Source organism: Polynucleobacter rarus (assembly GCF_003072505.1).
GTDB classification, from domain to species: domain Bacteria; phylum Pseudomonadota; class Gammaproteobacteria; order Burkholderiales; family Burkholderiaceae; genus Polynucleobacter; species Polynucleobacter rarus.
On record NZ_NTGB01000001.1, the window covers coordinates 1,960,136 to 1,974,348 of the forward strand.

At 42.2% G+C, this 14,213-nt stretch carries 13 protein-coding genes; 10 read left to right on the forward strand and 3 right to left on the reverse strand.

The window, feature by feature from the left end; genetic code table 11:
* Positions 1–6 precede the first annotated feature (6 nt).
* From AOC35_RS09315 to AOC35_RS09345, 7 genes are all read left to right on the forward strand, one after another.
* On the forward strand, positions 7–1,197 hold the full coding sequence (locus tag AOC35_RS09315) for a CaiB/BaiF CoA transferase family protein (protein WP_108646817.1): 1,191 nt from the start codon (positions 7–9) through the stop codon (positions 1,195–1,197).
* A gap of 23 nt (positions 1,198–1,220) precedes the next feature.
* Entirely contained in the window at positions 1,221–1,670 is a 450-nt protein-coding gene (locus tag AOC35_RS09320) for a MaoC/PaaZ C-terminal domain-containing protein (RefSeq protein WP_108646818.1), read from the forward strand.
* 8 nt (positions 1,671–1,678) lie between these two features.
* Positions 1,679–2,575: an NAD(P)-dependent oxidoreductase gene (locus AOC35_RS09325; RefSeq protein ID WP_108646819.1), complete on the forward strand. Its 897-nt coding sequence runs from the start codon at positions 1,679–1,681 to the stop codon at positions 2,573–2,575.
* Positions 2,576–2,608: 33 nt separating this feature from the next.
* Positions 2,609–3,073, forward strand: a complete 465-nt coding sequence (locus AOC35_RS09330; protein WP_108646820.1) for a cupin domain-containing protein — start codon at positions 2,609–2,611, stop codon at positions 3,071–3,073.
* A gap of 171 nt (positions 3,074–3,244) precedes the next feature.
* Entirely contained in the window at positions 3,245–4,243 is a 999-nt protein-coding gene (locus AOC35_RS09335) for a Bug family tripartite tricarboxylate transporter substrate binding protein (protein ID WP_159077542.1), read from the forward strand.
* A gap of 11 nt (positions 4,244–4,254) precedes the next feature.
* Complete coding sequence (locus AOC35_RS09340) at positions 4,255–5,649, forward strand: MmgE/PrpD family protein (RefSeq protein WP_108646822.1); 1,395 nt, start codon at positions 4,255–4,257, stop codon at positions 5,647–5,649.
* Positions 5,646–7,064 (forward strand): MmgE/PrpD family protein, encoded by a 1,419-nt coding sequence (locus tag AOC35_RS09345; protein ID WP_108646823.1) that lies wholly within the window; start codon positions 5,646–5,648, stop codon positions 7,062–7,064. The genes AOC35_RS09340 and AOC35_RS09345 overlap by 4 nt, the downstream gene beginning before the upstream one ends.
* On the opposite strand, the gene AOC35_RS09350 is transcribed toward AOC35_RS09345, so the two are convergent.
* Both AOC35_RS09350 and AOC35_RS09355 read right to left on the reverse strand, forming a co-directional pair.
* Complete coding sequence (locus AOC35_RS09350) at positions 7,061–7,759, reverse strand: haloacid dehalogenase type II (protein WP_108646824.1); 699 nt, start codon at positions 7,757–7,759, stop codon at positions 7,061–7,063. The two genes, AOC35_RS09345 and AOC35_RS09350, sit on opposite strands and share 4 nt — an antisense overlap.
* A 33-nt stretch (positions 7,760–7,792) precedes the next feature.
* Entirely contained in the window at positions 7,793–8,953 is a 1,161-nt protein-coding gene (locus AOC35_RS09355; RefSeq protein WP_108646825.1) for an acyl-CoA dehydrogenase family protein, read from the reverse strand.
* Between the two features lie 193 nt (positions 8,954–9,146).
* Here AOC35_RS09355 and AOC35_RS09360 point away from each other — a divergent pair, with 193 nt between their 5' ends.
* From AOC35_RS09360 to AOC35_RS09370, 3 genes are read left to right on the forward strand one after another with little or no spacing between them, the layout of a single operon-like run.
* The gene (locus AOC35_RS09360; protein WP_108646826.1) at positions 9,147–9,932 is read left to right on the forward strand and encodes an FAD binding domain-containing protein; all 786 of its coding nucleotides are present in this window, start codon (positions 9,147–9,149) and stop codon (positions 9,930–9,932) included.
* A gap of 20 nt (positions 9,933–9,952) precedes the next feature.
* Positions 9,953–10,411: a (2Fe-2S)-binding protein gene (locus AOC35_RS09365; protein WP_108646827.1), complete on the forward strand. Its 459-nt coding sequence runs from the start codon at positions 9,953–9,955 to the stop codon at positions 10,409–10,411.
* Positions 10,412–10,414: 3 nt separating this feature from the next.
* Positions 10,415–12,712: a xanthine dehydrogenase family protein molybdopterin-binding subunit gene (locus AOC35_RS09370; protein ID WP_108646828.1), complete on the forward strand. Its 2,298-nt coding sequence runs from the start codon at positions 10,415–10,417 to the stop codon at positions 12,710–12,712.
* Positions 12,713–12,772: 60 nt separating this feature from the next.
* On the opposite strand, the gene AOC35_RS09375 is transcribed toward AOC35_RS09370, so the two are convergent.
* Positions 12,773–13,720, reverse strand: coding sequence for a Bug family tripartite tricarboxylate transporter substrate binding protein (locus AOC35_RS09375; protein WP_108646829.1), 948 nt, complete (start codon positions 13,718–13,720; stop codon positions 12,773–12,775).
* Between the last annotated feature and the right edge of the window lie 493 nt (positions 13,721–14,213).

Here is a 14,213-nt window from a genome sequence, read left to right on the forward strand (position 1 = left end):
TAGTCCGTGTCTCAATCTTTGAAGGGTATTCGGATCATCGAGCTAGGCCAGATTATTGCTGGTACTTACGGTGGTCAAATTTTATCGGACCTAGGTGCTGAAGTCATTAAGGTAGAGTCACCAATTGGTGATCTAGGTCGTAATCCATCCGTTGCTCCCTACAAGGGACACAGCGGACTTTTTCTGACTTTTAATCGAAATAAAAAAAGTATCGTCATTGACATGAAAAACCCTGAAGGTCGAGCCACTTTTCTGGATTTGGTAAAGCATGCTGATGTGGTGGTCGACAACTTTAGAGCCGGTGTCATGCAGCGCTTAGGAATTGATTACAGCGTTTTAGCAGCAGTCAATCCGCGTATTATTCATTGCTCTATTACCGGCTTTGGCTCTGAGGGTGACTATAAAGATTATCCAGCTCTCGATATTATTATTCAGGCCATTAGTGGTCATATGGCAATTACGGGAGAACCCAATCGTCCACCTGTTAGGCTTGGTATTCCTTTAGCTGATTTAAGCGGTGGTATTTTTTCAAGCCAAGGTATCCTTGCTGCGCTGTATGAGCGAGAAAAGACGGGGAAAGGTCAACATTTAGAACTGGCCATGTTCGACGCCATGTTAAGTCTTTTAACTTATATGGGAACCATGTGGCTCAATAATGGCGAGTTGCCTAAACCGCCTGGCTCAGGTCATGAATACTCGGTGCCATGGCAAGCTTTTAAAACTAGTGACTCATACGTTGTGATTGCTGCTCGAGAAGAGCGTCACTGGAAAAACTTATGTAAGTCTCTCAAGATTGATGATATAGCGCAAGATCCTCGTTTTCTGACCAATTTCACACGCGTCAAACATCGTGATGAACTCATGGCTCTGATGATACCTATCCTACAAACCGATAGTACTGAAAATTGGATGAAGAAATTCCGTGCTGACGATGTTCCAGCAAGTCCAGTGAATCATTTTGATCAAGCCTTTAATGAACCACCCGCGATTCAAAATGAAGCGGTAATTGAATGTGACCATCCAGCAGTTGGTAAATTTAGGATGCCTGCTTATCCAGTAAAAATGGGGAATAGCAGTGCTATGATCGCAGAGCCAGCGCCCGATCTTGGTCAACATACATCAAGCGTTCTAAAAGAAATTTTATCAATGAGTGATGAGCAAATTACCAATTTAAAAAATTCAGGTGCAATTTATTAATATTTAGTTATAAGGGGATTCAAGTGGTTGGACTTTATTGGGAAGAATGGGAAGTTGGGAAGTCATTTACAACAGCGGCAAGAACAATTACTGAAACAGATGTTGTCAATTTTGCCGGCATATCTGGCGACTACAATCCATTACACATTAACGAAGAGTACTGTAAAAATACGCAATTTGGTACGCGTATTGCGCATGGCCCATTGATTTATGCAGTAGCTGCAGGTCTTTTATTTCAGCTGCATTTATATGACGATACACTCATCGCATTTTTAGGGTTTGAGAGTCTTAAATTTACTAAACCTGTAAAAATTAATGACACGATTTACGCCAAGGTAACCGTCACTGAAGTTTCTGAAACATCCAAACCAGATCGTGGCGTGATGAAACGTGTCTTACAAGTATTTAACCAACGTGATGAAATGGTCCAAGAAGGCATTCAAGCATTCTTAGTCAAACGTAAACCTACTTAAGAAATAATATGACACCAAAAAAAATCGGCTTTGTTGGTCTTGGTCTAATGGGTGGTTGGATGGTAAAACATTTATTAGCCAGTGGTCATACCGTACTGGGCTACGACACCAATGAAGAGAAAATCAATGCGCTCTTAGGTGATAGATTTACTGCTGTAAAGCAACTCTCTGAAATGCCGAAAATGGTGGATGTGATTATTTTCTCACTTCCAACTTCTAAAATTGTTAGTGAAGTCGTGCATCAGGGCCTCCGTTTAATTGAGAACCCTGTTAAAGATCTCGTCCTGATTGATACATCGACAGCTGATCCAAGACTTTCAAAAGAATTAGCAGAAGAAGTATCGAATAGCGGAATGTATTTCTTGGACGCTGCAGTCAGTGGTACAAGTGAGATGTGTAAGGCAAAAGATACTCTTTTTATGGTGGGCGGATCTGAATCACGTTATAAGCAATGGGCGGAGCTTTTTAAAGATATGGGCCGAGAGTCGGTCTTCATGGGCGAGAGCGGAACCGGATCAGCCATTAAACTAGTGGTCAATTTAGTTTTGGCAATTAACCGGATGGGTATGGCTGAAGGTTTAACCTTGGCCAAAATGGCCGGAATTGATCAAGCAAAAGCATTGGAAGTATTAAAGAAATCCGCCGCCTACTCAAAATCTATGGATCAAAAAGGCTCAAGAATGGTAGAGCGTAACTTTTACCCTCCGATCGGTCATTTGTCCACCCACTATAAAGATGTTCAACTCATGGTTTCTTATGCAGGCTCTTTGTACTGTCCAGTACCTGCTATTAGCCTTGCTGCGCAGGCACTTGCTTCAGAAATGTCCAAAGGTCAGCACGACCGAGATAGCTCTGCCATTATTTGCTATTACGATGGTTTAATCACGCCTTCAAAAACATACTAGATTCATCATCAACATCAATATTGAGGATAACTCATGGACCTAAAACCTACTTTAGAAATTCATCATCAAGCAGATTATCCTGGTAGACGGGGAGTAACTGATGGTCAAACCTATCAGCGTCTAGTCGGGTGGCCAGAGGTAAATGAAACTGATCGTGTAAGGTTAGGCAGAGCGACCTATGCCCCAGGCACTTATGAACAACTACACTGGCATCCGATTGAAGCTTGCTATTATGTAATTGCTGGCAGTGCAACAGTAAGAAATGTCGCCGGTGAAGAATATGAAGTACGTCCAGGCTCTATCATTTATGCTCCCCCGGGCATTGCAGGTGCGCATGAATGGGAAGTGAAAGAACATTTAGAAATTTTAGATATTCGTGCATGTAATGAAACCAATCGCAAAATGCAATATACCGTCGACAAAGAAACGATGAGATCGTATATTGACTTGGAAGATATTCATTACCGCGATGCGATTAGTTTTAAATCGCATTACTAATTTGTAGACATCTACCACTTCAGTGGCAACCTCTCAAGCACTGAAGTGAAGCTTATTTCTTCTATGCTCTCTTCTTTAGATAGTGCTGCAAGCCTAAAGCCAGTAAAACATTTCAAGCGACTATAATTAATCTCGTCCCTAATTGGCCCACTTTACTACAGCGAGAACCCGTTGAAAACATTAGTACTCTTTACCAAACTCCCCTATCTCGTTGTTTTTATTTTGGCTCAAAGTCTTCTACTGATCCGCGCTCAAGCGGTTGAACCCACGACTTACCCTAATCAAACTGTCCACGTTACAACTCCCTTTCCACCCGGTGGCGCTGCTGATGTAGTGGTACGTTTAGTTAGTCAAAAATTAACCGAAGAACTAGGCGCTTCTTTTATCGTGGATAACAAACCTGGAGCTGGTGGATCCATTGGTGCCAAGTTCGTTTCACAAAGTTCACCTGATGGCTATAACTTATTAATTACCTCTAGTAGCACCATGTCCATCAATCCACATTTTATGAAAAAGATTGGATATGACCCATTTACTAGCTTTACACCCATTTCGCTAATCGGTTATTCACCTAATGTCTTTGTTGTAACTCCTAATTTGCCATTCAAAAATATCCAAGAGTTTATTGCCGCAGCAAAAGCAAATCCAGGTAAATATAACTTTGCCTCCAACGGCCCCGGCACATCAAGTCATTTAACCGGGGAACTATTTCAGCAGAGTGCTGGTATTGAACTCTTGCACGTGCCATATAAAGGTGCATCCCCAGCTGTAGTTGATGTTGCTGGCGGACAAGTTACTGGACTTTTTGCAGCGTTTGCGAGTGTTGGGCCTTTAGTCAAATCTGGTAAGTTAAAAGCCTTAGGAGTAACCAGTTTAAAAAGAATGGAAATTGCACCCCAAATCCCAACCTTAAATGAATCTGGATTACCAAATTTTGAATCGCTGCAGTGGTGGGCAGTATATGGTCCAGCAAATATGCCAGTCAGTATCCAAAACAAATTAAATGAAGCCGTCAATAAAATCCTCAAACAACCAGAAACAAAAGCGCGCTTTGCCGAAGAATCCATATTCGTTTTAGGCGGCTCTCCTGATGATTTGAAAAACTATTTGCGCAGTGATTACAACAAATGGGGGAAAGTCATCTCTACTGGTAAATTCACTCTCAACTAATTAAGCAATTTATGCAAACTAACTCGATTCCCGTTACAGCCGAACTAGCAAAATTCATCTCTGATTTAACTTGGGACAAAATTCCAAAACATATACAAGAGCTCATGCCTGTCTTGTTGATTGATATTTTTCGGTCAGCCTCTGTCGGAGTAGAACAGTCATGGACCAAAACTATTACAGATACTTTTCAATCCGTTCAATCAAACACGACTAATAGCCCCATTTGGTTTTCTAATAATATGGCAGAAATTACAAAAGCTGCGTTTATTAACGGTACCGCTTGTGGCAGCCTAGACTGGGATGATTCCCATGTGGCAGCCATTATTCATCCGGGTATTTGTATTTGGCCAGCAGCATTAAATGTCGCCTATTTACAAAAATCAACTGGCAAGGAGCTTCTAACAGCCGTTGTTGCGGGGTATGAAACTGCGATTCGGATTGGCATGAGTATTCAACCTGAGCATTCACTTAGAGGTTTTCAAGGCACGCCAACTTGTGGTGCTTTCGGCGCTGCGGCGGCCTGTGCAAAACTACTTAAATTGCCAGAAGAAAAAATCCAAAATGCGCTAGGTATCGCAGCTACCTTTGCCTGTGGTTTGTCACAATTTTTTGTTTCAGGCTCAGATATTAAAAGGTTTCATGCTGGCAAAGCGGCTGCTAATGGTGTGGAGGCAGCCCAACTGGCTCAAGCAGGTTTAACCGGGCCGCACGATGCAATTGAAGGATCTCAGGGATTTGCGAAAGCATTTTCCGATCGTTTTTCTGCCCAAACAGTCGTTGAAGGTTTAGGTAGCTACTTTCCTACCGAGTCCATCTCACTGAAGCCCCATGCGAGCAGTGTGCGTATGCAAGCAGCCATTGAAGCAGCAGCCGTGCTAGCCAGACAAGGTGCCACGATTGATCAAATTGAATCGATTGTGATTGGTGTGCATGGTGCCATGGTTGGTAAACTCACCACGAACACTCCACGTGATTTTCAACAAGCCCAGTTAAGTACACCTTTTGCGGTAGCGATGGCAATCAAACTTGCGCCACAACGCTCTGGGCCATTATCACTTGCTATTAGTGATTACGAACATTGCTTTAATCAAACCGATGTACACGACTTATCGAAAAAAACCATTTGTGTCGTTGATGCAGAAGTTGAAAAAGAAACTACCATGGAGTCCGTCCCTGCTAGAGTTACTTGCACCTTAAAAAATGGCCAAGTGCTAGAGCACTTTATTCAGTTTCCAAAAGGTTGTCCTCAAAATCCAATCACCTTAGAGGAAGTTGCGCTTCGGTTTAAATCGATTGCTACCCCTGCTTTTGGTATTGAAGCCTTAGATACCTGGCTCGAAAGCGCACTAAACCTAAGCCGACTTGAATCAATTGATTCATTATTCTCTCTTAAACTAATCAAGTGAATACCATTAACTCCCCCACTATTCAACTCGCCACTTTCGTAGCAGATACATTTTTTGAAAAATTACCAGAAGATGTTCAAAGCAAACTTCATCTTTTTTATTTAGACTATTTACGCGTCGCTTCAGTTGGAAAAAGGATGCCGTGGAGTCAGTGGGCTGAGAATTTTATTCAAGGTAGTTCGCAGACTGGACAAAGTCCAGTCTTGTTTTCGAATTTAAAACTAGATTCTCAAAGTGCTGCTTTTTTAAATGCTATTTACTCAGGCAGTATTGATGCGGACGATGTTCATGTTGGTTCAATGTTACATCCAGGTTGCGTCGTCTTTTCAGCGGCTCTTGCTATTGGTCAAAGTTTAAATTGCTCTGGTTCACAAATTATGAGCGCAGTTATTTGTGGTTATGAAGCCATGATTCGGATTGGCCTAGGAGTTCAACCCAGTCACTTTAAAAGAGGCTTTCAAAGCACTTCAACTTGCGGCGTTTTGGGAGCTGCAGTAGCTGCTGCGAAATTACTCCATTGGCAGCAAAGTAGAGAAATCCAAATTGAGAAAATTGCTCAAACTCTAGGTATCGCTTCTTCATTTACGGGTGGTTTAGTACAGTTTTTTCACTCTGGCTCTACCGTCAAAAGATTGCATGCCGCGCAAGCATCCAGTTCTGGTGTGCGCGCTGCCTTATTAGTAGAAGCTGGCTTTTCTGGGCCTATGGATATCCTAGAAGGAAAAGATGGTTTTGCTAAAGCATATGCTGATGAGTCTGATCTTGCAAAAGCATTTGCAGGGCTCGGCCAAACATTTGTGGTTCATGAGGTATCCATCAAGCCACACGCATGCAGTGCGCGGGTGCTCTCAGCAATAGAAGCAGCCAAGCTAATCACCGAGGAGATGACGCAGGATCAACTAACAACTCCTCTTAGCTGTTCGGATATTGTCGGGATTACTTTAGGGATTCCGAAAGTGATTCAAGGCAGACTAACGAAAAACGAACCCACTGATCTACAGGCTGCTCAAATGAGCGCACCATTTGCTGTAGCTCTGAGCTTACATCACGCAATTCGCCAATTTAATCCAATCCTCAGTATTATTGATTTCGAAGATGGTCTTGCCAATGAAGAGGTTATTCGTCTAGCAAAAATGGTTCAATGTGAACTAGATGAGGATGTAGAAAAAACAAGTTCAAGTGAATCGGTGAGTGCTAAGTTAACACTTACTTTAGCGAATGGTACAGTGTTTACCAAATTTATCACAGCACCGCAAGGTAGTATTACCCGACCTTACGCTATTGAAGATATGCAGGCTTTACTTAGGACCGAGTTACTCAGTCGGTATGAGCCAACCTTCACTTATGAGATTGTTTCAACTGCCAGTTGTTTCGGCTTAGTAAAAAATAGCCGTACTTTTTTACTGCCGAACTAAGAATTGTTGCCATTTAAAAGTTCAAGCAGAGCAGACAAACTACTGCCTTGATAAGTTGGTAATGGCCCGATTTCTTCAAAAGGTAAATTGGATCGATTTACCCAAAAGACGTCATAGCCAAACCAACTAGCGCCCAGTGCATCCCAAGCATTCGAAGAGACAAAAAGAATCTCTTCTTTTTTGAACGAAAATGCATCAATCAGTAACTGATAACTCTGTGGCGCTGTTTTAAAAAGTTTGACTTCCTCAACCGTGACGACTTGGTCTAGATAAGATTCGAGGCCATTACTTTGTACCACAGTTCGCAGCATCTCGCGACTACCATTTGATAGTATTGCAGTAGCGATCCCTTTTTGATGAAGTTGCTCTAGAACGCTTGAGGCATCTCCAAAAGCCTTTAATCTGGCATATTCGGCCATCAATTGCGCTTCTTTTTGTTCTGTCAGTTCTAACTTCAACCTTTTACAGACATAACGTAAAGCACGAATCGTAATTTCCCAAAAAGGTAAATAGTATTTACTTCCCTGAGGGCTTGGATCACTCATGGTCACTAACCGCGTATATTCAATCTGACGATCGCGCCACATCACAGACAGTACCCCACCCTGCCCTGGAAAAAACTCCTCAGCTAGTTGTCCCATTGAATACACATCAAACAGAGTGCCGTAAGCATCAAATGCCACTAATTTATACATTGGGATTCCCTCAAGTCAGAAAAGGTGTGTCAATCATTTAAGGCTGAGGATTTTTCGAGCCATACTCCAGCGATGTACTTCACTTGGACCATCATAGATTCTGAAAGCTCTCAGATCCTTAAAAATACGCATCACGATTGTTTCACCTGTGACCCCCTGACCGCCCAAGATTTGTACACAACGATCCACCACTCGCCACTGCGCTTCTGAACAAATCGTTTTAGCACGACTCGACTCAAAATTACCTCTTTCACCTTGATCGAGTAACCAGGCAGTATGCCAAATATGTAGTCTTGCAGTTTGTAAATCCATGTTATTGTCAGCCAACATAAAACCAACACCTTCATGCGTGCCCAATACTTGTCCGAAGGCTTGACGATTGCAGGCATACTCGACAGCAATATCATTAGCTCTTCTGGCCTGTCCAAGCCATCTCATGCAATGCGTTAATCTAGCAGGTGCAAGTCGCACTTGAGCATATCGAAAACCTTTACCCACTTCACCTAGTACATTTTCTTTTGGCACGCGTAAGTCTTTGAACTCCACAACAGCGTGTCCGCCAGTAAAGCAGGAGTCTAATGCCTCCATTTGACGAACAACTTTAATCCCAGGCGCACTCATGTCAGACAAGAACATCGTCGCGCTACCGTCTGCCATTTTGGCCATGATGATTGAGAACGAAGCCCCTACAGCACCAGTAATAAACCATTTTGTACCGTTAATCACGTAATCATCACCATCTAACACAGCGGTTGTGTTGAGCATAGATGGATCGGCACCGGCTCCTGGAGCTGGTTCTGTCATCGCAAAACAGGATCTGATTTTGCCTTCAACTAAGGGCTTTAACCAACGTAACTTTTGCTCCGGACTCGCAACTTCTTGGAGCAAATGAATATTACCCTCATCCGGCGCATGAATATTGAGCGCAATCGGCCCTAAAGTTGAATAGCCTGCTTCTTCAAACACAATCGCTTTTTCAACATGACTTAGGGCTAAACAACCATATTCTTTAGCGCCATGCGGGGTAAGTAAGCCTATTTTTTTAGCCTTAGCTATCAATTCATTTTTGAGTTCTTCATGAGGGCCATGTGAGTCTTGACGGGGATCATTTTCCATCGGTATGATTTCTGTTCGGATGAATTCTCTAACTTTCTCCTGCAGAGATTGCAATTCGGGACTCAGTGCAAAGTTCATATCAGCGCCTTTAAAGTAAGATTACTTCTAAATAGTAATCTTCAGTTTGAAATTTAAGTTTACTTATGTATCCATTATTCTAATCATTAATTCAACAAGTGCCAGATATCTCAAAACCAAAAAAAATGATTGATTTAACTCTGTGTTTACTTTTACGATATGATTATTAAGAAATATTATTCTATTGAGACCTATGTATCCATTCCATTATCTTAGACCTACATCCATCCCAGAAGCCCAACAACAAATTCTTCTTGATTCTGAGGCTAAATTTATCGCTGGCGGTATGACCTTGCTTCCTGCTATGAAGCATCGATTAGCCAATCCTAGTCATTTAATTGACATTGGTCATTTGCCAGAATTAGACTGCATTGAAAAAAGAGATGCTTATCTGGTCATTGGCGCTGGAACCAAACATATGACCGTTGCGCGCGATCCATTAGTCAAATCCAATATTGCAGGACTAGCTGAGCTTGCGATCTTGATTGGTGATCCTCAAGTTAGGGCAAGGGGAACATTGGGCGGTTCACTCGCAAATAATGACCCTTCAGCCGACTATCCCGCTGCAGCCCTTGCTCTGAACGCCAACATCGTAACTGATCAAAGAACCATTGCTGTTAAGGACTTTTTCCAAGGACTTTATACAACTTGCTTAAAAGAGGGTGAGTTAATGAAGGAGGTCCAATTCCAAATCCCACTTCAAAGCACCTATGTCAAATTGAAACAAGCCGCTTCCGGTTATGCCTTAGCCGGGGTATTTGTTGCGCAGTATGGCTCGAATGAATTTAATGTAGCAGTCACGGGAGTTGGCAACGGTGTCTTTCGCTGGACTGATGCTGAAAATGCCTTAAGTAAAAATAAAGCAATTCCAGTCTTAAATCATGATCAATTAATGGAAGATATTCATGCTTCTGGTAAATATCGTGCACACATGACAAAAGTTTTACTAGAAAAAGCGCTCACGCAGCTCACCCGATAATTCATTTAGGTTTTTAAATCATGAAAATTACTATTAATGGCACTGTTCAAGATATAGCAGTGAACGATAATACTTTGTTAGTTGATGTCTTAAGGGACCAACTACATTTAACTGGCACCCATGTTGGATGTGATACGAGCCAATGTGGCTGTTGCACCGTGCAAATGAACGGTTCTACCATCAAGTCCTGTACGATACTGGCCCTCCAAGCACAAGATGCGCAAATTACAACGATTGAAGGATTAGCTAATCAAGGTTTACATCCTGTTCAAGAGGCTTTTTCCCAAGAGCATGGACTGCAATGCGGTTTTTGTACACCTGGCATGATCATGAGTACAGTACAACTGCTGAAAGACTTCCCTAATCCAACTGACGATCAAATTATGGCAGGCCTAGCAGGTAATCTTTGCCGTTGTACCGGATATGTCAATATTATTGCCGCTGTCAAATCAGCAGCCAAGAAAATGCAAGGACAATAAACAATGTCAATCGATCACTTACTTCGTAAAGAAGACAAGCGCCTCATTACTGGTCATGGTAAATATTCTGCTGATTGGTATTACGATGGCATGCTTTATGCTTTTATTATCCGCTCACCCTACGCCCATGCAAGCATTGGCGAGATGGACTTCTCTGCGGTTGAATCAGCGCCTGGAGTTATCAAGGTTTTAAGTCATCATGACGTAGATGAAGCGAAGTTTAAAGGACTTCCAACCGGGACTACTGCGCAAAATCCTGATGGCCAAACGCAAAAAATTGCACCGATGCCAATCCTAGCAAAAGACAAAGTGTTGTTCGTCGGTCAACCCGTCGCTATGGTGCTTGCAGATACACTTGAGAATGCTATCAATGCAGCTGAACTAGCCATGATTGATTATGAGGTGTTAGATGCTGTGACGGATTATGCCAGTGCAACCCTAGATGGTGCGCCAGAACTACACGCCATTGCGCCGCATAACCGGTCCATTACTTATATCAATGGCGATCAAGCTAAAGTGGAAGAAGCCTTTAGAAAAGCAGCTTACGTGAGTCACGTTACTGTTCACAGTCAACGTCTGATTGCTAACCCCATGGAGCCAAGAGCTGTTGTGGCAAACTATGACGCTAGGTCTGATATTGTAAAACTCCACGTACCAACGCAAGGCGTTATGGGAATGCATGGTTTCTTGTCCCACATCACAGGACTTGGGGCTGATAAAATTGAAATTGAAACCCACGATGTTGGGGGCTCTTTTGGGATCAGAAGCGGTGCATATAATGAATATGCATTAGCAATACTTGCATCTAAATTATTACAACGTCCGATCAAATGGGTCGGAACTCGCTCAGAAGTGATTTTGTCAGATTGGCATGGCCGTGCATTAGAACTCAATGGCTCGATTGCCATTGACGAAAGTGGTAAGTTTCTCGCTATCAAGTTTGCTGACAAAGTAGATATCGGTGCTTTCAACTGTTACTTTGGATCATTTATTGGGACTAGGAATATCTCCATCACCATGAGCGGGGTATATCAAATACCAGCGTTGGCAATGAGCTCTGAACTTTACTATACGAATACGGTGCCTGTGTCAGCTTATCGTGGTGCTGGCAGACCGGATATTGCCTATGCAATTGAACGTTTGGTTGATCATGCAGCCAACGAGCATGGATTTGATAAAGTTGCTTTACGTAAAAAGAACTTTATTCCTGTTCAAGATTTCCCCTACACCAATGCAGTTGGCACGACGATTGACAGTGGAGATTTTATACAAGTCATGGATAGAGCCTTAGAACTGAGCCAGTACACTAGCTTTGAACAAAGAAGACAAGACTCCGCCAAGCACGGCAAATTACGCGGTATAGGACTTGCTTACTTTATTGAATCCTCCGCCGCGGGGAATGTTGCAAAAGACCAAATTCGTGGTAGCTTCACGAAAGATGGAGAGTTACATATTTTCGGCGTGACAGGTGCATCAGGGCAGGGACACGAAACCTCCTTTACCCAAATTGCTGCCGATACTCTGGGCTATCCTGTTGAAAAAATACAATACACCGCCGGTCAAGCAGATCAGAAGGTCATCGGCAATAGTACTGGTGGTTCCAGAACGCTCTATGGTGCAGGTAGTGCTGTAAAAAATATGTGCCAACAAGTGATTGAAAAATACCAAGCTACTGCAGCTGATCATCTTGGAGTAAGTCCTGATTCATTAAGCTTTGAGGACGGAAAGTGGGTAAGCTCCGCCAAGAATCTATCCGTGACATTTGTTGAAATAATACAAAGTGTCCTTAGAAACCCTGACGTTCAACTTGACGACCTCAGTGTGGTTGGTGAGGCACAATCTGGCTCGACCTACCCGAATGGCTGTCATGTTGCAGAAGTAGAAGTTGATCCGAATACTGGTATTACAGAAATATGTTCCTACACAGCGGTTGATGATACTGGGGTGATTATTTCACCAAAGTTAGTTGAAGGCCAAATTCATGGTGGTGTTGTGCAAGGGATCGGACAAGCCTTTTATGAAAGAACCGTTTATGATGAGTCAGGACAGTTACTCACCGGGTCTTTAATGGATTATGCTTTACCTAAAGCAGGTTGCATTACCAAGTTTACTTGTGATCACATTGAAGTAGCTACCAAGTCCAACCTTCTAGGCGCCAAAGGGGTAGGCGAATCTGGCTGCTCTGGATCACTCCCCTCCTTGTCTAATGCAATGGTGGATGCTCTCAAGATTCGGGGAATTACAAATTTAGACATGCCCTTCACACCGTCAAGGGTTTGGGGCTTGCTGAACGCCCAGTAGTCTTCGTTACCGTTACAAAATGAGCTTCATACTATTTTGTAACGGTATTCTCCATACGAGTCATTTCAACTGATTTAGAAAAGCCTTCCGAGTCACAATTTCGTTTTTAACAAACTCTTGCATTTGATCTACCGATAGGTTCATCGAAGATTGAGCATTTTCTGCCATAAATCTCTTCCACTCAGAAGATTTTTCTACATTAGTAATAGCGGTAGTTAATTTGGTCAACACTTCATTAGAAGTCCCTCTTTTCACCATAATCCCCCGCCAAAGGGACTCGACAATATTGAAACCCTTTTCTTTAAAAGTAGGAACCTTGGGGAAATACAAATCTCTTTTAGCCGTACTCATTGCCAATAATCGAATATCACCATTTTGTATTTGGGCAATGGCAGAACTAGGTGTAATGATCGCTGCGGAGACTTGCCCACCAAGCAGGGACAAAACAACCTGTCCAGCACTTGTGTAAGGTACCCAAGCACCTTTGAAATTAGCTTGTTGTTGAAACTTTGAATAAACCAATTGATTAAATCCTGAATTACCATACCCAGCAATATTTACTTTTTCGGGCTCATTTTTAACAAACTGTAAAAAATCTTCTAAGTTTTTAATCGGGCTGGACTTAACCACGGCTAATGCAGAAGGCTCGGATTGCAAGCCACTGATAAAAATAAAATCATTTTCTGTAAAGGAAGCATTGCCTTCAGCGAGCATAAATGAAGTTGAACCGGTAGCAGTAACGATTGTATAACCGTCAGCCGGTTGGTTCAAAGCATAATTCATAGCCATAATCCCCGTACCACCAGGTTTATTTTCAATAATTACGGGTTGCTTTAGTTCATCACTCAGCATTTTTCCCATCGTACGCGCCATCGTATCTAACGGTCCTCCGGCAGCTGTAGAGGAAATAAAATGGATTGGTTTATCTGGAAATGTAGCGTTTGCATGGCTCATCAAACCAAGTAAAGCGGCAAAGGCAAAAAAATTAAAGAGGTACTTGAGGTTCATTTGCTAATTTCTTTTATGGAAGAAGTTTCTCAATATCCAACCTTGAATAAATTACTTTTTTCTGATTAGGTGACAGTTTTGCTTAGTATACATAGATAGTCGATTTTGACCCAAACAGTTTTGTTATGAAATCAATGTGGCTAACTTAGCCAAAACATCATCCATACATCAACCGAAACACTCTCTAACTTTTTTTACTTTTCATGCGACCAAATTTAATACCCTTGGTTGAACACTGCGTGCCACGCCTACTATTTTTACTCCCACTAGGAGGAATGTAAATCCAGCTACCCAGGCTAAATTTCCGCCCGTTGTAATAGGCAACACTATTGGTGTCTTCGATGACATCCACTCAACGTAAATATTCGAGATGGTGAGTGTATGATTACTGACCAGAAAACATATTGATAAGGTCTATGATTTTTGTAAATTCAATGCTAATTATGTGGAAATAGTATTAGTATTAATAAATTCCCAAACTGATATTTTAATT

What these genes read in the sequence shown, in the direction of transcription:
- AOC35_RS09360 (WP_108646826.1), top strand. Translation starts at nt 9,147, where the DNA reads ATGTATCCATTCCATTATCTTAGACCTACATCCATCCCAGAAGCCCAA.
- AOC35_RS09340 (WP_108646822.1), top strand. Translation starts at nt 4,255, where the DNA reads ATGCAAACTAACTCGATTCCCGTTACAGCCGAACTAGCAAAATTCATC.
- AOC35_RS09370 (WP_108646828.1), top strand. Translation starts at nt 10,415, where the DNA reads ATGTCAATCGATCACTTACTTCGTAAAGAAGACAAGCGCCTCATTACT.
- AOC35_RS09375 (WP_108646829.1), bottom strand. Translation starts at nt 13,720, where the DNA reads ATGAACCTCAAGTACCTCTTTAATTTTTTTGCCTTTGCCGCTTTACTT.
- AOC35_RS09325 (WP_108646819.1), top strand. Translation starts at nt 1,679, where the DNA reads ATGACACCAAAAAAAATCGGCTTTGTTGGTCTTGGTCTAATGGGTGGT.
- AOC35_RS09365 (WP_108646827.1), top strand. Translation starts at nt 9,953, where the DNA reads ATGAAAATTACTATTAATGGCACTGTTCAAGATATAGCAGTGAACGAT.
- AOC35_RS09330 (WP_108646820.1), top strand. Translation starts at nt 2,609, where the DNA reads ATGGACCTAAAACCTACTTTAGAAATTCATCATCAAGCAGATTATCCT.
- AOC35_RS09355 (WP_108646825.1), bottom strand. Translation starts at nt 8,953, where the DNA reads ATGAACTTTGCACTGAGTCCCGAATTGCAATCTCTGCAGGAGAAAGTT.
- AOC35_RS09350 (WP_108646824.1), bottom strand. Translation starts at nt 7,759, where the DNA reads ATGTATAAATTAGTGGCATTTGATGCTTACGGCACTCTGTTTGATGTG.